Here is a 24,987-nt window from a genome sequence, read left to right on the forward strand (position 1 = left end):
TATACATAGTGTCTTAATTTATTGCGCATAATTTTCTTAAAGTTTCATGACCAGAATTCCAGTTTTTAAATTGTTGTTCAACGCTGGTAATCATATCGTTCAATGTCGGGAAATAAATATTGTGTAGACACAATCGTCGTGTTAATTTCCAGACCCGCTCAATTGGATTCAGCTCTGGACTATATGGTGGAAGAAAAAGTAATGAAAAAGATTCTTCATATTTTTTTCTCCATTTTTTATGCAAATTTGCATGATGATATCGGGCATTATCAGTTATCAAAACAATCTTTTTTCCTTTTTTGGAAGATATTTTCCTTAACTTTTTTAAAAATGAATAGAAGCTCAATCCGTTAAACTTTTCTTTTTCAGATTGATACACAAATTTTCCATCAGAAATTCTCACTGCACCAAAATACCCAACACTTTTTCTGGTCGGTTTATGAAGCAGAACAGGATCTTTTTCTTCTGGTGGAATCCACATGCGACAACGCGAACCGTGCTGTTGGAAATGAACTTCGTCAGTTGCCCAAAGTTCTACATTCGGATCTTTTAAAAGTTGCTGGAGTTTTTTTAAATTCTTTTTGTTTTGAAGGATCGGCATGAGCAATGAGAGGACGTGGCTTTCTTAAGCGGAACCCAAGTTGGCGAAAAAGCCGTTGGCATTGCCGAACTCCAAGTGTAATAACGTATTTATTTTTAATAAAAAGAGAAAGAGTTTTTCCATCCCATAAATTTCCTTGAAGCCCTGCATCTGCCGGTGATTTTCGCAACATCAAATTAATTTCTTTCAGTTGGATTTGGCTTATGCGTCTTGGTCGACCGACATGATCAGCATCAGCAAGCCCAGAAAATCCATCGTCTTCAAAACGATGAACCCAATATTGAACTGTTCGAGTCGAATCCCCAAGTTTTTTAGCAACTTCAGGGCAGGTCATTCCCTGCGCAACAAGTAAAATAGAATGAAGCCGATGATCGTATCTTGCTTCATCTGAACGGCGAATTTCATCTTGAAATGCCAAAATAATATGTGGATCAGAAATACTTAATGGTTTCATGAAATCATCATGCCAGAAGCCTTCATTATACGCAAATATTTATGACGCTATGTATATCTTGATCTGGAGCTTCCTTCGGATCTCAATAAGCTTGAAGATGCGGAGCTGTATTTTCGTGAGCATACTCAAAAACTGATTATTATAGATGAAATACAACGAATGCCATCACTCTTTCCCATTTTGAGAGCGGTAATTGATCAGGACAGGAGAAACGGGCGATTTCTTTTACTCGGCTCCGCTTCGCCTGATCTTCTGAAGCACACTTCCGAGAGCATGGCAGGAAGAATTGTGTACCATGAACTCTTTCCATTTTCGTTAGCAGAAGTGAAAAATGCTACTGAGAATGTGCGGAATTTATGGCTCAGGGGAGGGTATCCAGAAAGTTTTCTTGCTGAAGACGAAGAAAAGAGCTTCAGATGGCGCGAGGCATTTCTTCAAACATATCTGGAGCGTGATATTCCGCAACTCGGAATTCATATTTCTTCCATTCAAATGAGGAGATTTCTTACTATGGTGGCTCACTCCCATGGTCAGCTGTGGAATGCGAGCAAAATTGCAAATAGTTTGGGAGTTTCTGCCCCTACAATACGAAGTTATATGGATATATTTGAAAAAACTTTTCTCATCCGTAAAGCAGAACCATACCATATAAATATCAAAAAAAGATTGGTAAAATCTCCGAAAATCTTTCTTTGTGATAGTGGAATTCTTCATACTCTCCTCGGAATTCATACTTTTGAAGATGCTTTCTCCCATCCAGCGCTCGGAAGTTCATGGGAAGGTTTTGTTCTCGAACAACTTTCATCTCTCTCTTCAAGAAATCGCCAGGAAATATACTTCTTCCGAACAAGCGCTGGAGCGGAAATTGATTTTCTTCTCCTTTCTCGAAAAAAACGATTGATTGCGATAGAAGTAAAGTATTCGCTCAGCCCAAAACTGACAAAATCATTCTGGAATGCGTTTCGTGATCTTTCCTGTGGAAAGGGATACGTGGTATATCCGGGAGATGAAATATATCCCCTTCAAAAAAATGTTTTTGCTCTGCCAATCGCACAGATCTCTGAAATATTCAAACAAAAAATACCTTGAAGAAAAAACTAAAATCACCTATTCTAAATCTTGCTTTCTCAGGATATTTAAGTTATGTCAAGCACCATCAAAAATCTTCCCATCACTGTAGAAAAAAGCCATCTCGTAACGATTGGAGAAAAATTATATTCTGAAAAAATTGATTTCATCCGGGAACTCGTAAATAACTCTTACGATGCCGATGCGACGATTGTGCAAATTACCTGCGCTGCTGATCGTATTCTCATTGAAGATAATGGTTCGGGAATGGACGAAAAAGGACTGCTCCAATACTTTACGATCGGTTCGGAATTTAAAAAGGAACACCGCTTTTCTTCCCGGTTTCGTCGCGAGCGCATTGGAGAATTTGGAATTGGAAAATTTGCAGCTCTTGCTGCTGCAAAGAGTTTTATCATTGAAACCCATCGGGGGGAGTGGAGTTATCGCGCTGTGTTCTCTAAAAAAGAGTGGCATGAAAAAAACTCTTGGGAATTGCCCGTGGAAGTTCTTCCAAAGAGTCCGCTTCGCACCGATGGAACTATCATTACCATTCTGAATCCAGATCGAAGTTTTGATGTGAAAGACATTATTCGTCATTTGCGAGAAAAAGTTCCCTTGGGAAGCGAGAGTTTTCAGATTTTTCTCAATGGAAAAGAAATTCTCCCCTATGCCATTCCAGGACAACGAATCCCTGTTAATCTCAAAACAAAATATGGAACAGTAATTGGTGAAATAATTCTCGTGAGTCCTCATATCGCGAGTATTCAAAAAGCAGGTCTGGAAATACGCGTAAAAGGAATTATGATTCGAAGAAGCATTTTTGGACTTGAAAGCTCAAAAGGAATTGCTCGAATACGTGGTGAAGTGAAGGCTGATTTTCTCCCTATTACGTCTAATCGCGATGATTTTATTCGCGACGATGAACGATATGAATTTTTTACAGAACTCATACAGAGAGAAATTCGGAAAGCTCTTAAAAAGCTTTCCGATATTCAGATGGGAAAATTTAATCAACAGGCATCACATGTCCTCAAAGAAGCCTTAACTCTTGTGGGAAAAGCGATTCGAAAGAATCCTGGAATGGCCGAAGCAATCAGGAAAGAAGCTCCTCTTGGTCAAGAAATACAGAGTGGAGAAGAAGTCTATGGGCTCAGTGAAAATTCTGAGAAAGACCTCGTGGAAGGATTTCATGTTTCTCGTCCAACATTTGAAGTGCCAAACGACCCGTCTCTTTTTGGGAATGAACCCGAAAAAGACCATTTTGGAACTCTGAAACGAAAACCAAGAATGTTGGCGCTCGCGGAAAAGACGATTATTCGGCGACTTCGCTTTAAAGATTTTGGGATTGTGTGCCGTATGGAACATCTCGGGAGAGATGAAGAGGAGAGTCTTTCTTCGGAAGGGATTATTTACCTGAATATTGACCATCCGCTCTACCATCGTTTTGCGCGTGAAGAGAAAACACTCATTTTTCATATTGTCCGCCTTATTGCTCAGGAAATGGCTCTTTCTCACACTCCAAAAAGCCCGCGAGAAGCATTTGAACTCCAGAGCGAGCTCATGACGGAATCATTTGGAAAGAGAAGGCATGAAGAAACTGAAACAACTGTAGAAAATTAGAACCTGTACTTACCGTTATTTTAAAACCAATATTTCGCTCCTCTCTTCTCAAGTTCCGTCGAGTCTGCGAAGACACTGCCTTCGGCTCTGAGGTCTAGCGGTCTCGTCGTTCCGTTCGACCCGAGCTCACGACCGAGGGCAGGCTCGAAGAGAGTAAGTCGAAGTGCGAGGATGATTTTAAAAATCTCGTTGCGCTCCTCATCCGTTTCCGCGAAAGCTTCGGCGGACGTCGCATCTATGTGTTTTTCCTTCTGCGAATTCCATAATCTCCTTGCAGGGAAGCTCCATCCGTAAGCGTGCGCTCTTCTGCGCAGAAATTAATTTTTACTCACTCAAGATCATGATCTCATACCGATTCGCTTTAGAAATATTGCGGATATATTTCTTCAATTAAAAAGCAGTAAGCAGTAAGCGGTAAGCCAAATTTTTACAATACTTATTGCTTACTGCATATTGCTTTCCTATTCTTATTTGCACATAAGAAAATACGCAGCATTTTTATCGAGAATTGGTATCATCCTCCAACGCGCTGGAGTTCATCCCGCAAAAGACGAATGATTTCTTCCTTGAGTATATTCCGAACAGCGCGAAATTCTGTAAGCGGAAGCAGAACGTTCAAATCCTGATCAATGAGAGTTCTCGTGACATTTTTTTCTACAAAATTTATAAGATCACGAAAGAAAACCTGAAGCGAACACTGCCGTAACTCAGGAATTATTTCAGTATTATACGAGTAGCCCTGCAGGAGAAAGTGATGGACATCAAACAGATCTCTTCCTGCTATTTTTCCAGTTCGTTCAGAACGCGCAATGAGCGCGACAAATTTATTGGCGACCATTGTTTCCCGTGTTTGACACTTCATTACTCGGTCTATTTCGGGAAGGCGCACCATTTCATATTCATTTTTTTTTGGAGGAGGAAAGAGCATATCTATTTTTATCGTGTTTCGACTCTGGGGATTCTTCACTGGATATTGAACAAAATATTGCGGAATCTTTTTACTGGAATCCTTTATGGTGAGGTTCAGATTGGTAAAAACAGTCTCCAGAGCTTTTCTGAGAGAAGGTATGTCTTGTTCCTCCGCAAGAATATCGAAATCAAGATCAACAGAAAAACGGTCTAAAAACCCGCGCATGGCGGCACACGTTCCTCCTTTAAAAGCAAGGCTGCGGGCACATATAGGATGTTCACAAATGGCGGTGAGAAGCCTGAGGAGCCATGCCTTGTGAATGGCATCTTCTTTACGCGGAATCAGCATGATGGTCTGGGGTGAAAGGATAGCCAATTTCTTTTTGAAGAGCTTGAAATTTCTTCATATCAATCGTATGGATACTGTCCAAATACACTTTTGGATTGAAATAGAAAAGATCAGCGAGAGCTCTTTCAGGAGTCGCTTTTAGTACCCCGTTTTTCTCAATAATTCCTGCAGGATTATAGAGGTATTTTTCTTGAAGCTGGCGGCTTTTGAATGTATACGGTCCAATGCGAAAAGAACGAGAAAAAGCGCTGACAAGCGTATATTGATGCTGTATTTGCATGATAAACCCTTCCCGAACGAGAATTGTTTCAGTGCTGATATACGCATATCCATGAATCGCTTTGATACCGAGGAGGAGCGGATCCAGCTTCTCCAGGGGAAGAAGAGAATAGAGTCCTTTATAAATTCGAAAAAGAAGCCCTTTTTTCGTATACCGCTTGAGAAGGGTGTAGAGCGTATTTGAATTGTGAACATCCCAAAGACGCGCTAAATCTCCAGAATGGAAGATTGGCTCTGCCTGACGAGCAAGAAGCACGATACGGTCGGATGCGGATTGCATTTTCTATTATATTATTCTGTACTGATATGTACAGGATACCATAACAAATTAGTTTTAGGAAGGGGAAATTTTTTTACAAGGAGACTTCCTCAAAACCTATACTTCGCCCCTCTCTTCTCGAGCTCCGCGAGGAGAATTTTGAAAATCTCATCGCGCTCTTCATCGGTGAGCGTGCGCTCTTCTGAACGGAATTCAAATGAAAGCGTGACCGATTTTTTTCCTTTGGGAACGCCTTTTCCTTCCCACGCTTCCATAATTGAGCTCTTATAAATTCTCGTATCGAGTTTTTCGAGACCCTGAATAATATCCGCTACTGGCATTTTTTGATCGCAGAGAACAGAAAAATCAAATGGAATTTCCTGATATTTTGGCAGCGGCAATATTTTTTTCGCTTTTTGAGGGATTTCTGCAAGTTCTTTTGTATTGAGACATAGTATCGTGGAAGGAATCGGAAGATCGAATTCTTTTGCTACTTTCGGATGGATTTCAAAAATCTTTATGTATCCTTTTTTCCCAATTCTATAGAGCGCTGATTTTGCCGGATGTGCGAATGGAATTCCTAAGTCTGAAGCCTCAAAATGATATTTCCAGCCTTCGCTCGCGAGTATTTCTTCCGCAATGCCTTTTGCCGTAAGAAAATCATCTCCGACAAAAAGCCCGGTCATTCGAAGTTCTTCAATTTTTCGATCACCTTCCATTCGAAATACATTTCCACTTTCAAAAATTCGAAATTTTTCTCGATGTCTTCTATTTCTTTCGGCGACTTCAAAAAGCCGCGGAGAAAGTGATGGACGCATAATGCTGAGATCAGCAGAAAGAGGATTCGCGAGTTTTATATTCGCTTCTGAAAGTGAAAGTTGGCAGCGTTTTAAGAGATCTTCCCCCAAAAATGCGAGTGTGACGATTTCATAAAATCCATTTTTTACAAAAATATTTGCGAGCTTCTTTTCGAGCACGCGATGTGGTGCGGAAACAATCGGCAAGAGGCGAACATCTGGAGCTTTTTCAGGAATGGCATCGAGTCCATAAATACGAATAATTTCTTCCACGAGATCTTCTGGAATGCGAATATCGCCAGTTCTCCATGCGGGAACCACAACATCAAAAATTCCTCCTTTTGTCTCCACAAGAAAAAATCCGAGATCTTCCAGAATTTCCTTCATGCGATCTTTCGGAATTTCAATTCCCGCCATTCGATCTACGAGTTTTGGATCGAGCTCAATGGTGCGAGGTTTTTCATCAAACGCTTTTTTATCGAGAATTTTTGAAGCGACTTTTGCATTCGGGAAGATTTCGAGAAGAAGTTCTATAACACGCAAAATCCCTTCTTCTACGAGATGGGGAGGAACTCCCTTTTCAAAAATTGTCGCGGCTTCGGTTCGATGTGTCAGCGCAAGCGCACTCCTCCTAATTTTCACCGCATCATATACAGAAGTGTGCAAAAGAATACTTTCTGTGGATTCTTGAATTCCTGAATTTTTTCCTCCCATAATTCCACAAAGATCAAAAATTCCATTTTTTTCATCTTCAATAATAATCGTATCTGCCGACATTTTTCGCTCGATTCCATCGAGAGTAACCATTTTTTCGCCTGGTCTCGTGACGCGCATAACCCATTCCTTTCCGACAAGATCCATATCAAACGCGTGCATTGGAGTTCCTCGCTCGAGCATCACATAATTTGTCGCATCAATAATTGCGTTGAGTGGTCTGATCCCGCAGAGTTCTAATCTCTTCTGCATCCACTCAGGCGACGCAGTTTTCCCATCGATTCCCGTGATATAGACTGCCATATATCTCGGACAAATTTCTTCCTGATTTCGAATCGTAATACTAATTGGCAATGGATTTTTGGACTCCATTTTTGGTGAAGGATAGGTTTCATTTTTCATTTTCGCAACTCCAGAAGCGACGCATTCCCGCGCAAATCCGGTATGAGAAAAAAGATCCGGACGATTTGTGAGCGCGGTATTTTCAAAATCGAAAACAATTTCAGAAGGAAATACATAATCAAAAAATGCTGTTCCGACTGGCGCGTCATCCGGGAGAAGATAAATCTCTTTATTTTGCGATGGCGCGACATGAAGTTCTTCAGTCGAACAAATCATTCCATTGCTTTCTACATCTCGAATGGTCGAAATTTTGATAGGAATTTCATTCCACAAATTTGCTCCAGGAAGCGCAATCGGAACTTTTGCACCGACGTGTAAATTCGATCCACCACAAACAATTTGTTGTACAGACGCGCTATAGCGCGTCTCCACATTTTCGTGAGACGCGATGAATCGCGTCTCTACCGATACCGACACAACCGACAATTTATCCGCATTTGGATGTTTTTCAATTTTTTCAATTTTTCCAACAACTACATTTTTCAGATATTCTCGGAGAAGATGAAGAATTGGTCTTCCGAGCGGCGTTTTTTCCGAAAATCGAAAAAGACCTTCTTTGGTATACGAAGTACTGAGCTCTTCCTCGGAACATACCATTCCATTACTTTCCACTCCTCGTATTTTTGCACTTTTCACATGAACTCCAGACGGAAGCTCAGTTCCGGGAAGGGCGATAGGGTAGACTTCACCAACTTTAAGTTCGAACACCGATCCGAAAATAATTTTTCGAGGAGATGATTCTCCTACGTCGAAAACTCCTAAGTGGAGTTTGTCACTTCCCTCAATTTTTTGAAATTCCAAAAGTTTTCCGGTGAGAACCGTATCAAACACGCTCAGCGAGTTCACCACTTTGTCCACTTCTGCGGATTTTTCTGTAAGAGCGTCGGCGATACGCATTGGATCTTTTTCGGTGAATTCCACAAAATCCGAAAGCCATTTGAGAGAGATTTTCATTTTTTCGGCATAAAATCAGCCGAATTGTAGTGGAAGCCAAGAAAAATGTGAAGACCACTCTTAGAGCCTGTTCAAAATCTCCATATCCTACTGCAAAGCTCATATTTTGGCTGCAAAACATTCAGATTTCGTCGGCTTATTCCCGATAAACCTCCTCAATCTTCATGTTTTTCGCTCAAAATCTGAGCTTTTCGTCACGAAAGAGAGATTCTGAACAGGCTCTAGGACGCGAGATCGAGGAAGTACTTTCCATCAAGATTCTGGAAAAAGAGCACATCATCTTCGGCATCCGTAATAAATTTCACGATTTTGCCAGTTTCAATTTCTGCATTCTCAGATTCTACCTGAATATTTTTCCCAGCAAAATTTACCCATGTATCCGCTCTGCTCCAAGGAACGTAGGAATCATTTTGAATTTCGAGAATTTTTTTCTTTCCCTCGATGGTCTCAGAAATAATTTTTCCTTTTGGTGCCTGCCCCCAAAATACTCGCTGAATCTTGTTTTCCCGAAGTGCGAAAAATCCAAAATACGGATGAAGCACATTATCATTTTCGGCACAGTTGAAACTAAGCCAAAATCCAGAAGAAAAATTCTGCTGATCGACATCCTCAAAAAAAGTGCACTTTCTCAAATCCTTCAAAAGTTCTTCATTTCCAGGAATACCGTAAAGCTCTCCATGAAGGGCATCAACATCTCTCGTAAGAATAAGATCAGAAAAATTCACAAGTGGTATCGATGCTTCGACTTTCTCTTCGTTTTCTTGAATTTTCGGCGCAATATTCGCGAAAAAAGGATCTCCTTCTTTCTGGAAATACAGGAAGAAGACGATGAGAAAACCTGCTGCAAGAGAGAAGCAAGAAAGGGAGAGTATTTTTGAAATGCTGGTTTCCTGAGGATATTTCATGAGAAAAAACAAAAAATTAGAGAACTTTTCCGGTAGCAAGACTGTTTACGAGAATATACGACATCGCAATAATAAGAAATCCAATTCCTGCCGTGATGAGAATCTTTTTTCCTTTTTCCTGATTTTCCTCGCTCGCGTAATTTGTAATCATGAGAACTCCTCCGTAAATAATCATGGCGAATCCAATTGCTGCTAAAAATTGCAAAAAATATTTCATAATTCCCACGGCTTCCAGAATTCCTCTGCTCGGATTCTGTTCGAAATACACTTTGTTTGCACTTCCGAGAATCGCTTTATAGAGGATTTCTTCGATGAGAATCTGATCTACAGCAATGACGATAAAGCCCACTGCCATCCAGGTGAGAACAGTTTTTTGCTTGCCCACTTGTTCTTCTCCGCCAAAATCACGCATAAATTGTGCGGCAGAGAAAATGAGAAATGCCACTCCTAAAAATACAGTGAGGGCTTTTATCCACTCAATAACGGCAAGAACTTGAAGCCTTCCTGCAGAAATTGCTTTCGAAATATTTTCTCTGACCAATTCTTTTCCTGGGTCAAAAGAACCTCCTCCCCCATATAAGGTATCCAAAATAAGTGGTTCAACGAGGACAATAAGCATGAGCGCAATGACAGAATAAATCACTCCATCAAGGGATTTTTTTGCTTGATCTTCATTACTTCACGCGGATACCATTCGTATTCCTGACCAAACTGCCCACACAAATGCTAAAATTCCCGCAAAATATTTGAGCAAAGTCGTGATCGTTCTGATAATTCCGACGATTTGATTCGTCCCCGCATCAACTCCTTCAGTACTTTGTACATTCGGTGGTTCTATTTTGACACCATGAATTGGTCCATAAGGAATTGCAGCGAAAAGATTTTCTGAAACGAAAAAAAATGAAATAGCTGCTGCGAGAAGAACACCAATGATACTCGTCCAGAAGAGCCGAGGATATTTTTTCTTGAGGGGGAACATTGTTGAGTAAGAATTTTTAATTTTAAAATTTTGTAATTTTTAAATAAATCTTAATTTCTAATTTTTAAACATTTTATTTTTTGCCAGTTGTGAACTCCATTTTAAACATTAAAAATTATAATTTATTTAGAAATTTAAAATTTTAAAATTAAAAATTCTCTCATCCTCCTCCCGGAACAAGCGCAATAACGAGAATATATGAACTGATAATGATGACAATGGCGATAAGGCTCATTATAATATTTTTCTTAGCTTTTGTTGTAGCTCCGTCGTCTCCTGCCGAGAGAATGTACATTACTCCAGAAGCAACAAGTGAAATTACCGCAGCAATTCCAACAAATGAAAGGAAGAATTTTAGCGTCGCTGTTCCTTCAGAAAGAAATTTTTGTACTTCTTTTGCACCAAGACCTTTCTCTCCGTCGTACGGATAAAAAACAACATTGATCATCGGATCGGCGAGCATGATGAGAATGAGACCAACAAATCCCCATTTGAGGTGAGCTTTCTGCGTGCTTAAGGTTTCTTCTTCTCCGTGAGACGTAATCATTCGAAATCCAGCAAAAAATATGTAAAAAACAGCAATCACGCCAGCAAGAAGCTGTCCATAGCTTACGACGCGATACGTGGTGTCCTCTATACGGGATTTCACCACGATGTCTCCAGAACTGGCATTCACCCAAGGGTCAAAAGCCTCAGCAAGATCGGAAGCAATGGCAATCACGAGAAATCCCAAAACTGCCCAGAGCATTCCTGTTTTTGCTGAAGAAATATCCTCTTCTTCTCCAGAAGATACAATCATTTTGAGAAGATAGACGGTGAACATCAAAATAGAAAGTCCTGCGAGGATATATTTCACCATCGGTACGATATTGTGCCAGACCAAAATTTTGATTTTATCTACAGCATTTCCCTCTGGCACATTCACAAGAACTCCTTCACTCACGGGTTTTTTAAATACATGATCCCATCCTTCAGGAAAAATTCCCGCCTGCACTGCTCCGGGAAGCGATGTTATGAGGAAAACTCCAATAAAAAATACGAATATGCTGAAAATAACACAAAAAATTACATTTTTTTCAGCTTTTTTTAGAAAATGATGAATTTGAGAGAAAATATGCACAGATACGTTTTAAAAGAATTCTCCATATTATCTCATAGATCTGGCTTATTTTCAATGGATTTCCTTGTTTTTTTCTTGAAAATACATACAATTCTGACACTGTGCCAAAAAGAGATAATGCGCGCGTAGCTCAGTTGGCTAGAGCGCCTGCTTGACTCGCAGGAGGTCCCCAGTTCGAATCCGGGCGCGCGCACCACTCGACAAGCTCGTGGTCTTCGACCATTCGGTAAACTTATGGTTTTTGACCATTTGACAAGCTCATAGTCTTTGACCATTCGACCCGTCTCTCGATATTTTCTCTCTCCTCCCGCCTCAAAAAATATGATATTCTCCTCACGCTCTTTCTTAAAGTAGCGTGTCTTTTTCCAAGCGGAATCTTCGGCAATCTCTCCGAAAAAAAGAAGCAAAGAGAATTTTGATTTTATTCCTTTCTTCACTTCTCAGCGGAATAAAGAAATTCGGAGCTCAAAGTGTTTCATTTTTGAAAAAATCGATTTCATTCCTTCGTCATCCAATTGAATTTACAGAACGAAAAAAGAAAAAAGAACGCCGGTTTCGATGGCTTCTCGGAGGAGTTATGATTATTTTTGGTGCTTTTGTGGTATTTGAGTCGAGTATTCGGATGCTTGGATTTTTACAGAATTTTTCATTTTCTGATCTCCTCTGGGTTGCCGGCTCAGAACTTCCGAAAGATCAAAATGGATTCACCAATATTTTGCTTTTGGGAGTGGGAGGAAAAGAACACGAATCTTGGGATGGAGGAGAACTCACGGATACAATCATTGTCGCGAGTATCGATCAAAAAACAAAAAGTGTCGTCATGCTCTCCATCCCCCGTGATTTTTATGTCGAAACGGACGTAACATCTGGAAGAATTAACGAAGTCGTCCAACTCGCTTCTGAACATTATAAAAAACTCGGAGATCCGGATCCTCGTCGCCGAGGAATAGAAACTCTTGAGAAAGAGATTGAAGAGATTTTTCACATTCAGATTGATCGATTTCTTCAGGTTGATTTTCGTGCTTTTGTGGAGACGATTGACGCACTCCAAGGTATTGATATTGATGTCGAAAAAACAATTGATGACCCCGAATATCCCACTCCGGATTGGAAATATGAGCGGTTTTATCTTCCCGCCGGAAAACAACACTTGGATGGCGCAACTGCACTCAAATTTGCGAGATCAAGACACAGTTCATCAGATTTTGATCGCTCTCGGCGTCAGCGACAAATTATTTCTGCAGTTTTGGAAAAAGCAGGTTCTCTTCATATTCTCACCTCACCCGGCAAACTCCAGGAAATGTATCACATTGTGGAGGGAAATATTCACACCAATTTTTCATTTCGAGAAATGATTTCGCTCGCGAATATTGGCTATACTTTCCCGAGAGAAAATCTCCTTTCTTTTGGCCTCAATGACGATCCTAAAACCACAGGAGGATTTCTTGTGACTCCGGCTCGGGAACTCTTTAGTGGAGCATTCGTCCTCGTTCCATTTTTAAATCTCACAAAAGATAAGTATGAACACATTCGTGTATTTGTGGATGTGATTTTGCATCATCGCGATCTAAATCTTCAAAAAACAAAAATTCATATTTCTAACGCTTCTCAAAGTTCTGGACTCGCCGCAAGTACAAAAGCACATTTGGAGCGATTCGGGATTCCCGTAGAAACCACAGCAACATCAGATGAAAAACTCGAAAAAACAGAAATCAGATATGAAAATTCTCTAGAGAATAATGAAACTGCAATGTTTCTTACGAGATTTTTGTCGGGAACACTTCGTCCTTATGATCCTGAATCTCAGCAGATTCTAGCCAAAAACACCGAAAACGAGAAAATCACTTCATCGGATATTTCGATTTTTTTGGGGAAAAATCATCAGAATTTTCGAATACCGCTTTCTCAAAATCCAGACTCTTTCTCAAGCTCCCCATGATGTCATCATTCGCGAATTTCGGCGCCGTATTCACCCTCTTTTTTGTCGGACTTTTAGAGTTCTTCATTTTTTTGCGAGTGGTTCTGTCTTGGTTCCCTGTTCCTCGAAACAGATTTACAAATTTTTTGCAGAACATCACGACGCCCATCCTGAGAAAAGTCGCAATGATTCCTTTTGCGCGGATCGGAATACTGGATTTAAGTCCGATATTCGCACTCTTTGGTCTTCAGATTTTGGAGTTTATTTTGAGAATTATTTTTCTGAACCTCGGAGCGAATCCAAGTATTTATACTTTTTAGCTCAGAGCCTCCTTAGCGCAGCTTATGAATCCATCACTCATTCGCCAAAAACTCTTCTTTTTTCTTGTGGATATTCTCCTCGTAATGCTTGCATTTCTCCTCGCATACTATTTTCGACTGTGGAGTTTTTATCGGTCAGATTTTCCATTCTTTCCCTATCTCTTGACCGCACTTATCACGGCTCCCATTTGGATGCTCTTCTTGGCATGGGGAGGAAAATACGCTCTTCGCGAACAGAGCCATTTAGAAGTTCTCCGCAGTACTTCGCTTTCTGCCATTGCTGGGGCAATGCTCTTTGTTCTTATTTTTTTCTTTCGGCGTGAGATATTTTTTTCTCGTCTCATCGTAACTTATATTTTCTGTTTTGGAACACTTTTCACTCTTGGTTCGCATATTTTGGAAAAAAAATGGCAGGCGTGGAAAGTTCGGAAAGGAAAAGATATTTTTCGAGTGCTTTGCATCGGAACAAATCGTAGTGCGGAGGAAATTATTGCACGTCTCAAGGTCTCATCTTCGCAGCATGTTCCCGTTGCGCTTCTTTCTCCATTCGGAGGAAGTGTAAAAGAGATCTTGGGAGTTCCTGTCCTCGGGAAACTGAATGAGCTCGAAAATGTCGTTGATACACACCACATTCATGAAATTATTTTATGTGATGGGAGTGAGCAGATGATGAATCTCCTCTCATTTGCAGAAGGAAGATTTTTGAATTTTCGTGTTTCCCCTGAGATTTTTGGAGTATATCGAGAAAATATTCATCCAGAAATTCTCGCTGGCAAAACTCTTCTCACCCTCAAACACTCTCCGCTTTTTGGGTGGGGACAGTTTTGGAAAAGGGGATTTGATGTCTTTTTTTCTGCACTTCTTCTGATTCCTGTTTCGATTCTTTTCTTGTTTCAAAAAATATTTCGAGGAGGTTTTGTGTCTGAGAAAAGAATTGGTGCCGGAGGAAGAGAATTTTGGATGTATCGCTTTTCCAAAATAAAAGCGAATTCCTTTTGGCGCGACCTCCCGAATCTTCTCAATATTTTTCATGGAGAAATGAGCTTTGTTGGTCCGCGCCCAGCGCTTCCAGACGAATGGGCATCTCTTGCTCCGCATTATAAAAGGCGTATGACGCTTCGTCCGGGAATGCTCGGACGTTGGCAGATTCGCAAGCTCCATGGAGAAGCAGATAATTTTGAAAAAATGTTTGCGGAAGACATGGAATATATTCTCCGCTGGAGTTTTTGGGGAGATGTGAGAATTATTTTGCAGAGTATTTGGGCAGCGAGAGAAAGAAGAAAATCTCTTGTCGGTTCTTTTTCAAAATCAGTGGATGAGAATCAGATAGAAGCAAATTTCCACCACACTCCCCGTCATTCCGACCGCAGGAATTCAGCTTCAGAAAGGTAAAAAGGAGTGTGGGATTTGTGAATGGGAGGAATCTCTTGTCACCAATCTTTGTATGCTTCGATCAGTGTTCATTTCTGGTGAAGTGAGATCCCTCCTGTTCGTTACATTCAGTCTTTCTCGAATATCGCCTGATGCTGCACGTCTGCAGTCGGGATGACGGTTTTAAGAGGAGTCCGACGAGCATCTCAGCTTTTCTTTACAAAACACAATGGAGTCGCTAAAGAAAAATTCCCCACTGGTTTTGCCCCTCTATTTCACCTCAAACGATAATCCCAGCCGAATTGTTACCTCTTGTTCTCTCGGTTCTGGAATAATGTACGGCTCATTTTCAAGAGAAATCGTTTGACGTTGACCAAAATCAAAACTACTACACCCTTTTCCATCACACTGCCCCATGCCCACCGCGTTTATGTTGAGTTCTCCATATGGATAATATTCATCGTAATAACTGACGACTCTTCCAAATCGAAGACCGGTCAATTCTGAAATTTGGCGGGATTTTTCCATAATGTCTTCGAGCGCTAACCTTCTTCCCAATTGCTTTTTTTCCGCAAGTTCTTCATCACTCACTGCATAGGAAAAATCAACATTTTTTATTCCAAGATTTTTGAGTTTTTGAAAAGCCAATTTTATTTTTGAAGCGTCAGAATTTACAATAACAATTATAATATCAGCAGATGTCATAAATCCATGTTGTTCCGGTGCTTTTTGTTTCGGAGAAGATTCAAAGTTCTCAAATGTATTCACATAGCCTTGTCCTACATCCGCTGGCTTAATACCAATTTCTTGAAGAACGGCTCTCACAGCAGCCATTTTTTCTTTACTTTTTTGTGTAGCTATTTCGGATGTTTCTCCCGATTCATTCAGATTCCAATATATTTTCCCAATATTGGGAACAATCGTAAATTTCCCGTCTCCGTTAATATTGATTGGCTGCTGAAAATTCCCGCCATGTGCAGTATTCCAAATTTCATACATTCGAAATCCAAAATAGCCAAAAAGCCCAACAAGAAAAAGACAGAGAAGCACAAAAATGCGTCCAGAAACTTCTAATTTTTTTGATGATTCCATAAATAAGAAAGGAAAAAAGCGAGAAAATTCTAATCTCGCTTCGCTCAAAAGAAAAGGAGAAAAATTTCTCTCACCGCATCAAAAAACTTTCATCCCGTATCACTTTTCGTTCGAGATCCACATTTGCCACAAAAGTATTCTTTCCTAAAACAGAATCAGTAATTCGACAATTTTGAAGCGTACATCCTTCAAAAATACATGAATTTTGCACGGAAACATTTTCGAGAAGAGTCACATTTGATCCGAAAAAAACCGAACCAGAAATGTTCGCATCACCAGCGATGGAAACATCGAATTCTTTGTGAACTTTCCCATCAAGCAAAAAAACATTCGCCTCGAGATAGGCGTCAAAAGAGCCGACATCAAACCATTTTTCTGAAAATGAAAAATATCGGACATCCTTTCCGTTTTCAAGAAAATATTCAAAAATTTTTCCGAGATCATCGCGTTTTTTTTCAGCGAATTCCTGAATATCCGCAAGGTATTTTTGAGGAAATGCAAAGCATCCGGTGGAAATAAGTGTTGAAAGCGGACGGACCGGTTTTTCCTGAAAACTCTCAACGAGAGAGGTATTTTCTTTTTTGGGGACAATAACTCCGAACTGTTTTGCTTTTTCAAAACTTTGAATATCATACGCAGCAAGAAGTGGCAGATGTTTGTCTTTTGCAAACTCTTCTAGAAATTTTGAGAGAGAAAATCCAAAATAATTATCTCCAGCAAGAACGAGGAGATCTTCCGCAATTTTTTTATGCTGCAAAACCAAAGAAATTGCAAAGAGCGCTCCTTTTTTGTCATTTTCTCCAAAACTGTCCTCCACGAAAACTTCAATATTTCGATCCGGAAAATATGTCTTTCTCCATTTTTCAAAATCATTCGCGAATACGGCATTTGTAGAAATAATCACCTCCATTTCTGGCGGAAGCGATTCTAAAATCCACGAAATAATTGGCTTTCCCGCGAGAAGAATGAGCGGTTTTGCCGTTTTTTCCGTGAGCGGCCAAAGGCGCGTAGCAAATCCGCCGGCGAGAAGAATCGTCTTCATAATTCAACTCCGCTAAAGCGGAGTAAAAATTTAAAACTTAAAATTCGGAATTTAAAATTTAAAATTTTGAATTTCTACGCTCCTGCTTTTTCGATTGCCTCTTGGAGCGTGGGATAATGTTTTACCAAATTCGTGAATCCCACAAGAGTAAGAATATCGAGAATATGAGAGTTCCCCTCTGCGATCACAAGTTTTTTCCCTTTTGCATGAAGATCAGAAAAAACACCAGCAAAATATCCGATCACCATAGAATTGATAAACTGCAAATCTCTCAAATGGAGCACATATTCCTCTATTCCTTGAGTCTCCAAAAGCGGGGAAAAATCACGCTTGAAGTCCTCAAGATTCGATTCATCAATATCTCCTGAAATATAGAGGACCTTCGTTTTTTCTTTTTCAGGAACATCGAGAAGTGATACTTGGTAGCTCATATTGCGGGAGAAATCGACTGTAAATGCGATTTTCAAAAAAAATGCTACTCGCTTTTAAAATACACGTCAAATTTTCGGCTTACTTTCAGGAGATACTTCTTTTGTCTTTCCATTTTGCTGAGATATTTTTTTTGGAGTTTTTGAATTTTTCTTCGGCATTTTCTTTTTGAAGAATGCCTCAAATTCTTTCTGATTCAAAGTCTCCTTTTTGAGGAGTGCTTCTGCAACAAGGTGGAGTTCGTGTGAATGTTCTTTCAAAATTTCTTCCGCCTTTTCCATTGCTCTTTGTAAAAGTTTTTGAACTTCTTCATCAACTTTTGCGGCAAATTCTTCTGAATATGCCTTGTTCATGTCTCCCATATCAAACATTCCGAATTCAGTCTGCGCAAATTCCATAGGTCCAAGTAAGCTCATTCCGAATCGCATTACCATATTTCTCGCAATGATAGTCGCATGATGAATATCATTTGCCGCACCAGAAGACACATCTCCAAAAATATATTTTTCCGCTGCTCTTCCACCCATAAATATACACATTTCTGTGAAATATTTCTTCGTATATTGCGTAAATGACTCCTCATCGGGAGCATTGTAAGTAACTCCCAAAGCTCGTCCGCGCGGAATAATGGTCACCTTTCGTACGGGATCAGCTTCCGGCATGACATAAGTAATAACAGCATGACCAGCCTCGTGGTACGCAGTATTTTTTCGTTCTTTTTCATTCATGATGAGCGATCTTTTTTCAGGTCCAAGAATAACTTTTTCATGAGATTTGTGGAGGTGTTCTTTGGTGATAGTTTTTTGATTTTCTCTCGCCGCAAGAATTGCGGCTTCGTTGAGGAGATTCTCGAGGTCAGCTCCAGAAAATCCTGGAGTAACTCGAGCGATTTCTTCCAAATCTGCGTTTGCATCAAGCGGTTTTCCTATCGCATGTACCGCAAGAATTTCCTTTCGTGCTTTCATTTGCGGAAGATCAATGGTGACACGTCTGTCAAATCGTCCCGGACGGAGGAGGGCTTTGTCGAGAATATCAGGTCTATTCGTTGCTGCCATGACGATAACATTCGTCTCATTATCAAAACCATCCATTTCTGTGAGAATTTGATTCAGCGTCTGCTCCCTCTCATCATGTCCGCCTCCCATGCCTTGTCCTCGTTGCTTTCCCACAGCATCAATTTCGTCAATAAACACGATTGATGGTGAATTCTTCTTCGCTTTCGCAAATAGATCACGAACACGACTTGCTCCTACTCCTACGAACATCTCCACGAATTCTGATCCAGAAATGGAGAAAAAAGGCACATCAGCTTCTCCCGCAACCGCTCTTGCGAGGAGCGTTTTCCCCGTTCCTGGAGGACCGATAAGAAGAACACCTTTTGGAATTTTTGCGCCCATTTTCGTAAATTTTTTCGGGCTTTTCAAAAATTCCACAACCTCAGAAAGCTCAAGTTTTGATTCTTCACATCCGGCGACATTCGCAAAAAGCGTCTTTTTCTTGCCCTTTTGAAACAATTTGTCTCGTGATTTTCCAAAAGAAAAAGCGCCATTTGCTCCCTTAGAAAACGCTCGCATCATGAAAAAGAAAACAAGAATAATGAGCACAAAAGGAAGCAATCTGCTCGCAATTTCAGCCCAGAATTCACTCGATTTCGTCGAAATATACTTCACTTCAGTCGCTTTATTCACGCTTTCATCGTCAAATCCAAGTTCTCGGAGAGAAAGTGATGGAGGAATGACGGCAAAATATTGTTTTTCCTCCTCCTTTTTCGCCACCGTAACAGTGTCATCTTTAATATCTACTGTTTGTAATTTATTCTCGCGATACCAGTTTTGGAGTTCCGAAAAAGAAATTTCCTCGGGCTGGACTTGCTCCGCAAAAAATTGATCACTGAATGTCAGAAAAAATGCGGTGAGAACAAATACAACGATCAAAAAAATCCGCCAACTGCTTCGAGAAGAAGATGGCTTTTGCGGGTTTTGCTGAGGAGAGAATTGATCCATAAGAAAAGTGGAGAATTATTCTTCTTGATTTAAAACAGTGGCGCCTGTTCGCACCATCTCTATGATACCAAAATCTTTCATAACTGCGAGAAAATCGTCAATCAGGTCGGGAGAATCCGTGAGTTCTATCACCAAAGATTTCCGATACACAATATGAATTTTTGCTTGAAACGCTTCTAAAAACTGAAGAATCTCCTCTCTGCTCTCTTTATTCGCAAAAACTTTGAGGAGAAGAAGTTCACGAATAATGAGTTTCTCTGGAGTTGCGTCCCATACCTTTATTACGTTTATGAGTTTGTCGAGTTGTTTCACAACTTGCTCCGTGTTCGTGGTTTCTCCATCCACGACGAACGTGATGCGAGAAAGTCCCGGGGTATCGATTTCACTCACGGTAAGAGATTCGATATTGAAGTTTCGTTTTCGAATTTGCGATGCGACCCTATTCAAAACGCCCAATCTATTCTCCACAAGTACGACAATGTATCTCCGAGATATTGAGGAAACCATAAAAATACAAAGAAATTACGAACAGAGAAACCGTGTGTTTCAAAAAAAGCAAACGGTCTCTATTGTAGGAAAGAGGAAGGGAAAAAACAACTCAGTCTCGAGAAAATTCCCTTCTAATTTCCTTTTCCCCTGTATCCTACGACCTCAATTTTCTTCGGAAATGTTGCGGGAAGAGAAGAATATTTTGCTTTTGTAGCTTTTGATATTGAGTCCCCAATCCCTATTTTTGTAGAATCCCACGGTCTTGGGACCATATTTTCATCAGCATTTCCGGTCTGAAATTCCACTCCTCCGAAAACTTCATTTTTGAGAAATTCGTATTTCTTTGAAAGAGCTTTGTTTTTTGAAATCACCGCTCGAAAAACATTTCCATGAACGATATAGAGATGAAACGATTCCGCAAAATCCTCAAAAGGATTTGATGCTGCATATCCACTCACAAAATCCTCCGAGAGAGAAATACTCTTTTTTTGCTCGCTACTTTCCCAAGAAATGCGGTAAAAAACGAGACTTTCATCATCTTGAAACACCGGAATATCTCCATCATAGAACTCACTTATCCCACCTTGTGGACTTCCATAGATACCTCCAATATCGGTAACATGTCCGAGTTCATGGATGAGAACAGATTCAAATTCTGGCTTTTTTGAAGCGTCCTTTCGTATTTTAATAGTGTATTTTCCTCCAAGCGCCCGTGGCATATTTGGATCATCCACTATTTCAACACTTCGAAGCGTTTGAAGTAAGTTGCATGGAGCTTTTTGTACTGCTCGCTGAAACACAATTTGTATTTCATAAGGAAGAGTTGAAGTATCGGCAGAGAGCTTACATTCGGATTCGATTTTTTTTGCAGGAGGAGTCTTGGCGATATTTGGAAGAAATGTCTTATCCTTCTCTTCAGCAGAAGCCCGAGAGATTTCTGAAATTCCCTGAGAAATATATTCTCGAGAAGCTTCAGCGGGGAAAAAGAGTGCGCTCCAAATGCCGAGAGAAATGAGAAATATCAATTTTTTCACAAACGGATTTTAAAAGGGATGATTTTTACCATAAATAGCAACTATTGTCAATACATTTCCTGCGATTCCTTTCGCCAAAAAAGGAATTTTTATTGAAAATAGAAAATATGAAATCAGAAGAATTCATGAAGCGGGCTGCAAAACTTGCTACGAGAGGCATGGGATTCACGAAAACAAATCCTCTCGTTGGCGCTCTTTTGGTGAAAGATGGCGTGATTCTTGGAAAAGCGTGGCATGAGCGATTTGGAGGTCATCATGCAGAGGTAGAGGCTGTGTATGATGCGGAAAAGAAGGGATATTCCGTATTAGGAGCGCATCTCTTTGTCACGCTAGAACCCTGCTTTCATTATGGAAAAACGCCACCATGCGTCGATTTTCTTCTTGAGAAGGGCATTTCAAAGGTTTCGGTGCTTTTTCGGGATAAAAATCCACTTGTTTCCGGAAAGTCTATAAAAAAATTGCAATCGAGTGGCGTTGAAGTTGATGAAAATTTTTTAGAACTCCGCGAAAAATACGCAGATATGTATGAAATATTCTTCTTTTCTGTTCAAAAAAAACTTCCGTTTACGGCTTTAAAACTGGCAATGAGTGAAAATCTCTGTATTTCAGATGGCGCTCATACTCAGACAAAAATAACGGGAAAAGAAACAGACAAACACGTCCATTTTCTTCGCCAAAAATACGATGCTATTCTCGTCGGAGCGCGTACAGTGTTCATCGATAATCCGCATCTCGGTGTGAGGTATGGGGAATTTTTTCAGGGAAAAAGAGATCCCCTGCGAATTCTTCTCGATCCACATCTCCGCATTCCGATAAATTCGCAGGTGTTTCGGGATGAAAATTTCCTCGTGGTCGTTTTTCCGGAAAATGAAAAAATCGCGAGGAAAAAATTTGGGAAGAGAGTCTTAGTAATTGAACAAGGAGAGACAAGGCATGCCTTGTCTCTACGACAATTTGATCTCCGTTTGCTGCAAAAAGAATTATATGCTCGTGACATCGGAAGCATTCTCGTAGAAGGAGGGAAAAGAACGGCAGAAGAATTTCTTTCCCAAAAATGTGTTCAAAAAGGCTATTTTTCAACTTCGCCCAAAACGATTATTGGAGAAAAGACAATTTCTGTGGAAGAAATTTTTAAGAATCCAGCATTTCATCTCCAAAAAGAGCGAAAGTTCGGAGTAGATACGCTTTTTGAAGGGAAATATGTTTTCTAGAAGTTGTAAAGAGTGTTTGCCTCTGAAAACTCAAAAAATCAAAAAAAATCAATACTTTCATTGCTCTTTTTCCAAAATCGCGATATACTTTTTCTCGATGAAAACAATTCGATCATTCATTCAGGCCTTTTTCTTTTACTTTTTTTGGGCGTCAGCCGAGAAGGTGCCTGTGATGTAGGATATTTCTTTTTCTGAATTTCACGCACTTTCTCGAGAGAGAAGGTGTTTTTTTTATCTTTTTATTCTTCGTGTATGAATGCTCGGCAGAAAGAAATTGTCGGAATTGTCGGAGGAAAAGGAAAAATGGGAAGATTTTTTGCACACATGTTCCAAAAACAGGGCTTTGAAGTTTTTATTTCCGATAAACGGAGCAAGATTTCGAATACAGAACTTGCCAAAAAATCTGACATCGTTCTCATCTCTGTGCCGATAGATGTCACCACATCCGTAATTCGTGAGGTTGGACCGCATATAAAAAAGGAAGGACTCATCATGGATGTTACTTCTCTGAAAGCTCCGATTGTGCAGGAAATGATGAGGAGCACGAACTGCTCTGTTCTTGGATGTCATCCGATGTTTGCGCCATCAAATTCCATGGAAGCGCAGGTGTGTATATTTTGTGAGGGGCGAGGAAAAAAATGGCAAAAACGTATTGTTGATATTTTTGAAAAAGAAAACGCACTTGTTCGCTTTCTTGATGCAGAAAAACATGATGAGCTTATGACCGTAATTCAGGGTCTCATGCATTTTCTCGATGTTACCGCAGCAAGAACTCTTCAGAGTACGGGAATTCCGATTGAGAAATATTTTGAATTTAGATCGCCTTCATACCGTCTCAAGCTTGATCTTATGGGACGAACTCTCTACCAAGATGCGCGTCTCTACGGTCATATTCAGATGCAAAACCCAAAAACCAGTAAAATTTTGGAGAAGTTTTTAGAAAATGCGCGCGAACTTACGAATGTTATCGAAGAAAAAAATTTCCGAAAATTTTCCGAATTTTGGGAATCATGTCGAGAGTATTTAGGAGATTTCGCTTCTGTATGTCAGAACGAATCTGATGAAGTGATTAATTTTCTTTCTGCTGCGAAAACTCATGCAAAAACATCGTGGGGGCGTCAACAGCAAAAAAAGAAAGGAGGGCTCGGACTTCTTGGTCCAGAAAATACTTTTTCCCATTTAGCAGCAAAAAGATTTTTGCCAGAGGAAGAAGATATTGTTTTTTACAGAACTCTTCCGGAAATTTTTGACGCATTTTCTCAAAAAGAATGTCGTCATATTCTGGTTCCTATGGAAAATAGAATTGAAGGAAGCATCGGACAGACACTCGATGGACTCTTTAACAGTCATCAGATGATTCAAGCGCTTTTTCGGATGCCAATTCATTTTGTACTCGCAGGACTTCCGGGAAGCCGGATAGAACTCATTCAGCAAATTTCATCTCATTCGCAACCCCTCGCGCAATGTTCAAAATTTCTCTCAAAATCAGTTCCGAATGCCGATCTCGTGCCGGTGACTTCTACTGCGTATGCTATTCAGGAACTCCTGAGAAGCGGAAAAAAACATCATGCCGTGATTTGTTCTGAAGAAGCAGTAGAAAACGCTGGACTTCAAATTTTGTCGCGCGATATCTCCAATCTTACCGAAAATGAAACACGCTTTGCGTTTCTCTCTTCCCAAAAAATGAATTTTACTCCCAAAAAAAGCTTTCCCATAAGTTCTATTGTGTTCTATTTTGATCAAGATGCGCCGGGAACACTCGCTTCTGTTTTGGAAGAATTCAGTAAAGCGAATATTAACCTGACAAAAATCGAATCCCGTCCTGCAGGACATATGTTTGGAGAGTACGTCTTTTTCCTTGATTTTGAAGGGAGTATTTATAATGCGAGGACTCAGGATGTTCTCCAAAAAGTTTCAGAAAAAGGCGCTCATGTAAAAATGCTGGGATCGTATCCGGTGATATCGGAGGTGTAGTCCGTTGTAAGTTGTCAGTAGTCAGCAATCAATGATCAATTTTTCCTGACAATTTATAACTGACTACTGACTACTTTTCCTTCCCTGCTCCGCACAAAGCTATCGCAATCGCATCTGCGGCGTCATCTGGAGTAGGAGCCTCGGCAAGATGCAGTATTTTTTGTACCATTTTCTGCATCTGTATTTTTGGAGCTCGTCCATTGCCCGTAATATTTGCTTTTACTTCCGTTGGCATAAATTCAAGGATTTGCATTCCTCTCGCTACTGCATTTTCAAGAATAATTCCTCGGGCCTGCGTCACAAGAAGACCATTCGTAACATTTTTAACAAAAATAAGTTTTTCTATTGATAAAACGTGGGGATTCCATGTATCGCATATCTCGGCAACATCTTTCGAAATCTGATGGAGCCTTTCTGCAAGAGGATCTCCTTTCCTTGTCAAAAACACTCCAAAATCCTTGAGCTCAATTTCAGAATTCTTTACTTCAAGAATGGCAAATCCAGTGGTCGCAAGCCCCGGATCAATACCAAGAATCCGAGAAATACGCCCGTTTTTTGGAAAATTATGTTGCATGAGGAGGGATAAGCAGTAGGCAATAAGCAATAAGTAGGCGATGGAATCAATCTCCTTGCCAAACTTTCCAGTATGTATTATGGCAGGAAAATGCGGAAAATGGCATTGACTAGCGATTTT

Annotated in this window: 23 protein-coding genes and 1 tRNA gene; 8 read left to right on the forward strand and 16 right to left on the reverse strand. The window is 40.2% G+C overall.

Annotation, left to right across the window (positions count from 1 at the left end):
* Positions 1 to 13 precede the first annotated feature (13 nt).
* The gene (locus HZA38_04850) at positions 14 to 601 is read right to left on the reverse strand and encodes an IS630 family transposase (protein MBI5414811.1); all 588 of its coding nucleotides are present in this window, start codon (positions 599 to 601) and stop codon (positions 14 to 16) included.
* The gene (locus HZA38_04855; protein MBI5414812.1) at positions 519 to 1,055 is read right to left on the reverse strand and encodes a transposase; all 537 of its coding nucleotides are present in this window, start codon (positions 1,053 to 1,055) and stop codon (positions 519 to 521) included. Before HZA38_04855 ends, HZA38_04850 begins: the two co-directional genes overlap by 83 nt.
* A 159-nt stretch (positions 1,056 to 1,214) precedes the next feature.
* On the opposite strand from HZA38_04855, the gene HZA38_04860 reads away from it, so the two are divergent.
* On the forward strand, positions 1,215 to 2,144 hold the full coding sequence (locus HZA38_04860; GenBank protein ID MBI5414813.1) for a DUF4143 domain-containing protein: 930 nt from the start codon (positions 1,215 to 1,217) through the stop codon (positions 2,142 to 2,144).
* 54 nt (positions 2,145 to 2,198) lie between these two features.
* Positions 2,199 to 3,743: an ATP-binding protein gene (locus tag HZA38_04865; GenBank protein ID MBI5414814.1), complete on the forward strand. Its 1,545-nt coding sequence runs from the start codon at positions 2,199 to 2,201 to the stop codon at positions 3,741 to 3,743.
* Between the two features lie 514 nt (positions 3,744 to 4,257).
* Here the strand turns inward: HZA38_04865 and HZA38_04870 are convergent.
* From HZA38_04870 to HZA38_04900, 7 genes are all read right to left on the reverse strand, one after another.
* On the reverse strand, positions 4,258 to 5,001 hold the full coding sequence (locus tag HZA38_04870) for a nucleotidyl transferase AbiEii/AbiGii toxin family protein (protein MBI5414815.1): 744 nt from the start codon (positions 4,999 to 5,001) through the stop codon (positions 4,258 to 4,260).
* Entirely contained in the window at positions 4,985 to 5,560 is a 576-nt protein-coding gene (locus HZA38_04875; GenBank protein ID MBI5414816.1) for a hypothetical protein, read from the reverse strand. Before HZA38_04875 ends, HZA38_04870 begins: the two co-directional genes overlap by 17 nt.
* An 89-nt stretch (positions 5,561 to 5,649) precedes the next feature.
* On the reverse strand, positions 5,650 to 8,406 hold the full coding sequence (gene pheT / locus HZA38_04880) for a phenylalanine--tRNA ligase subunit beta (protein ID MBI5414817.1): 2,757 nt from the start codon (positions 8,404 to 8,406) through the stop codon (positions 5,650 to 5,652).
* Positions 8,407 to 8,627: 221 nt separating this feature from the next.
* Positions 8,628 to 9,311: a hypothetical protein gene (locus tag HZA38_04885; protein MBI5414818.1), complete on the reverse strand. Its 684-nt coding sequence runs from the start codon at positions 9,309 to 9,311 to the stop codon at positions 8,628 to 8,630.
* A gap of 16 nt (positions 9,312 to 9,327) precedes the next feature.
* On the reverse strand, positions 9,328 to 9,954 hold the full coding sequence (locus HZA38_04890; protein MBI5414819.1) for a hypothetical protein: 627 nt from the start codon (positions 9,952 to 9,954) through the stop codon (positions 9,328 to 9,330).
* Between the two features lie 36 nt (positions 9,955 to 9,990).
* Entirely contained in the window at positions 9,991 to 10,290 is a 300-nt protein-coding gene (locus HZA38_04895) for a hypothetical protein (GenBank protein ID MBI5414820.1), read from the reverse strand.
* 160 nt (positions 10,291 to 10,450) lie between these two features.
* Positions 10,451 to 11,410: a hypothetical protein gene (locus HZA38_04900; protein MBI5414821.1), complete on the reverse strand. Its 960-nt coding sequence runs from the start codon at positions 11,408 to 11,410 to the stop codon at positions 10,451 to 10,453.
* A 119-nt stretch (positions 11,411 to 11,529) separates the two neighbouring features.
* On the opposite strand from HZA38_04900, the gene HZA38_04905 reads away from it, so the two are divergent.
* The 4 genes from HZA38_04905 to HZA38_04920 all read left to right on the forward strand — a co-directional run bounded on the left by HZA38_04905 (position 11,530) and on the right by HZA38_04920 (position 15,040).
* A tRNA-Val gene (locus HZA38_04905) sits at positions 11,530 to 11,606 on the forward strand.
* Positions 11,607 to 11,765: 159 nt separating this feature from the next.
* The gene (locus tag HZA38_04910) at positions 11,766 to 13,349 is read left to right on the forward strand and encodes an LCP family protein (protein MBI5414822.1); all 1,584 of its coding nucleotides are present in this window, start codon (positions 11,766 to 11,768) and stop codon (positions 13,347 to 13,349) included.
* Positions 13,346 to 13,648 carry a YggT family protein gene (locus HZA38_04915; protein ID MBI5414823.1) on the forward strand — a complete coding sequence of 101 codons (303 nt, stop codon included), beginning with the start codon at positions 13,346 to 13,348 and terminating at the stop codon, positions 13,646 to 13,648. Before HZA38_04910 ends, HZA38_04915 begins: the two co-directional genes overlap by 4 nt.
* Positions 13,649 to 13,672: 24 nt before the next feature.
* Positions 13,673 to 15,040, forward strand: a complete 1,368-nt coding sequence (locus HZA38_04920) for a sugar transferase (protein MBI5414824.1) — start codon at positions 13,673 to 13,675, stop codon at positions 15,038 to 15,040.
* A 249-nt stretch (positions 15,041 to 15,289) separates the two neighbouring features.
* On the opposite strand, the gene HZA38_04925 is transcribed toward HZA38_04920, so the two are convergent.
* The 6 genes from HZA38_04925 to HZA38_04950 form a co-directional block, all read right to left on the reverse strand.
* Positions 15,290 to 16,111, reverse strand: coding sequence for an SIMPL domain-containing protein (locus HZA38_04925; protein MBI5414825.1), 822 nt, complete (start codon positions 16,109 to 16,111; stop codon positions 15,290 to 15,292).
* 70 nt (positions 16,112 to 16,181) lie between these two features.
* Positions 16,182 to 17,153, reverse strand: coding sequence for an NDP-sugar synthase (locus tag HZA38_04930; GenBank protein ID MBI5414826.1), 972 nt, complete (start codon positions 17,151 to 17,153; stop codon positions 16,182 to 16,184).
* 74 nt (positions 17,154 to 17,227) lie between these two features.
* Positions 17,228 to 17,584 carry an STAS domain-containing protein gene (locus tag HZA38_04935; GenBank protein ID MBI5414827.1) on the reverse strand — a complete coding sequence of 119 codons (357 nt, stop codon included), beginning with the start codon at positions 17,582 to 17,584 and terminating at the stop codon, positions 17,228 to 17,230.
* Positions 17,585 to 17,650: 66 nt separating this feature from the next.
* Positions 17,651 to 19,585, reverse strand: coding sequence for an ATP-dependent metallopeptidase FtsH/Yme1/Tma family protein (locus tag HZA38_04940; GenBank protein MBI5414828.1), 1,935 nt, complete (start codon positions 19,583 to 19,585; stop codon positions 17,651 to 17,653).
* Positions 19,586 to 19,600: 15 nt separating this feature from the next.
* Positions 19,601 to 20,092: an acetolactate synthase small subunit gene (gene ilvN, locus HZA38_04945; GenBank protein MBI5414829.1), complete on the reverse strand. Its 492-nt coding sequence runs from the start codon at positions 20,090 to 20,092 to the stop codon at positions 19,601 to 19,603.
* A gap of 113 nt (positions 20,093 to 20,205) precedes the next feature.
* Positions 20,206 to 21,108 carry a hypothetical protein gene (locus HZA38_04950; protein ID MBI5414830.1) on the reverse strand — a complete coding sequence of 301 codons (903 nt, stop codon included), beginning with the start codon at positions 21,106 to 21,108 and terminating at the stop codon, positions 20,206 to 20,208.
* Between the two features lie 107 nt (positions 21,109 to 21,215).
* Between HZA38_04950 and ribD the strand changes: the two genes are divergently transcribed.
* Positions 21,216 to 22,319, forward strand: coding sequence for a bifunctional diaminohydroxyphosphoribosylaminopyrimidine deaminase/5-amino-6-(5-phosphoribosylamino)uracil reductase RibD (ribD, locus tag HZA38_04955; protein MBI5414831.1), 1,104 nt, complete (start codon positions 21,216 to 21,218; stop codon positions 22,317 to 22,319).
* A 252-nt stretch (positions 22,320 to 22,571) separates the two neighbouring features.
* Positions 22,572 to 24,293 carry a prephenate dehydratase gene (pheA, locus tag HZA38_04960; protein MBI5414832.1) on the forward strand — a complete coding sequence of 574 codons (1,722 nt, stop codon included), beginning with the start codon at positions 22,572 to 22,574 and terminating at the stop codon, positions 24,291 to 24,293.
* Between the two features lie 70 nt (positions 24,294 to 24,363).
* Here the strand turns inward: pheA and ruvC are convergent, their stop codons facing one another.
* A complete protein-coding gene (ruvC, locus tag HZA38_04965; GenBank protein ID MBI5414833.1) occupies positions 24,364 to 24,867 on the reverse strand; it encodes a crossover junction endodeoxyribonuclease RuvC in 504 nt (167 codons plus the stop codon).
* Between the last annotated feature and the right edge of the window lie 120 nt (positions 24,868 to 24,987).

The organism is Candidatus Peregrinibacteria bacterium (genome assembly GCA_016220175.1).
Classification (GTDB): Bacteria; Patescibacteriota; Gracilibacteria; order CAIRYL01; family CAIRYL01; genus JACRHZ01.

Bases quoted from the DNA above. Each gene is read 5' to 3' on its own strand.
- HZA38_04850 (MBI5414811.1), bottom strand. From the start codon at position 601: ATGCCGATCCTTCAAAACAAAAAGAATTTAAAAAAACTCCAGCAACTT.
- HZA38_04855 (MBI5414812.1), bottom strand. From the start codon at position 1,055: ATGAAACCATTAAGTATTTCTGATCCACATATTATTTTGGCATTTCAA.
- HZA38_04860 (MBI5414813.1), top strand. From the start codon at position 1,215: ATGCCATCACTCTTTCCCATTTTGAGAGCGGTAATTGATCAGGACAGG.
- HZA38_04865 (MBI5414814.1), top strand. From the start codon at position 2,199: ATGTCAAGCACCATCAAAAATCTTCCCATCACTGTAGAAAAAAGCCAT.
- HZA38_04870 (MBI5414815.1), bottom strand. From the start codon at position 5,001: ATGCTGATTCCGCGTAAAGAAGATGCCATTCACAAGGCATGGCTCCTC.
- HZA38_04875 (MBI5414816.1), bottom strand. From the start codon at position 5,560: ATGCAATCCGCATCCGACCGTATCGTGCTTCTTGCTCGTCAGGCAGAG.
- pheT (MBI5414817.1), bottom strand. From the start codon at position 8,406: ATGAAAATCTCTCTCAAATGGCTTTCGGATTTTGTGGAATTCACCGAA.
- HZA38_04885 (MBI5414818.1), bottom strand. From the start codon at position 9,311: ATGAAATATCCTCAGGAAACCAGCATTTCAAAAATACTCTCCCTTTCT.
- HZA38_04895 (MBI5414820.1), bottom strand. From the start codon at position 10,290: ATGTTCCCCCTCAAGAAAAAATATCCTCGGCTCTTCTGGACGAGTATC.
- HZA38_04915 (MBI5414823.1), top strand. From the start codon at position 13,346: ATGATGTCATCATTCGCGAATTTCGGCGCCGTATTCACCCTCTTTTTT.
- HZA38_04920 (MBI5414824.1), top strand. From the start codon at position 13,673: ATGAATCCATCACTCATTCGCCAAAAACTCTTCTTTTTTCTTGTGGAT.
- HZA38_04925 (MBI5414825.1), bottom strand. From the start codon at position 16,111: ATGGAATCATCAAAAAAATTAGAAGTTTCTGGACGCATTTTTGTGCTT.
- HZA38_04930 (MBI5414826.1), bottom strand. From the start codon at position 17,153: ATGAAGACGATTCTTCTCGCCGGCGGATTTGCTACGCGCCTTTGGCCG.
- HZA38_04935 (MBI5414827.1), bottom strand. From the start codon at position 17,584: ATGAGCTACCAAGTATCACTTCTCGATGTTCCTGAAAAAGAAAAAACG.
- HZA38_04940 (MBI5414828.1), bottom strand. From the start codon at position 19,585: ATGGATCAATTCTCTCCTCAGCAAAACCCGCAAAAGCCATCTTCTTCT.
- ilvN (MBI5414829.1), bottom strand. From the start codon at position 20,092: ATGGTTTCCTCAATATCTCGGAGATACATTGTCGTACTTGTGGAGAAT.
- ribD (MBI5414831.1), top strand. From the start codon at position 21,216: ATGAAATCAGAAGAATTCATGAAGCGGGCTGCAAAACTTGCTACGAGA.
- pheA (MBI5414832.1), top strand. From the start codon at position 22,572: ATGAATGCTCGGCAGAAAGAAATTGTCGGAATTGTCGGAGGAAAAGGA.
- ruvC (MBI5414833.1), bottom strand. From the start codon at position 24,867: ATGCAACATAATTTTCCAAAAAACGGGCGTATTTCTCGGATTCTTGGT.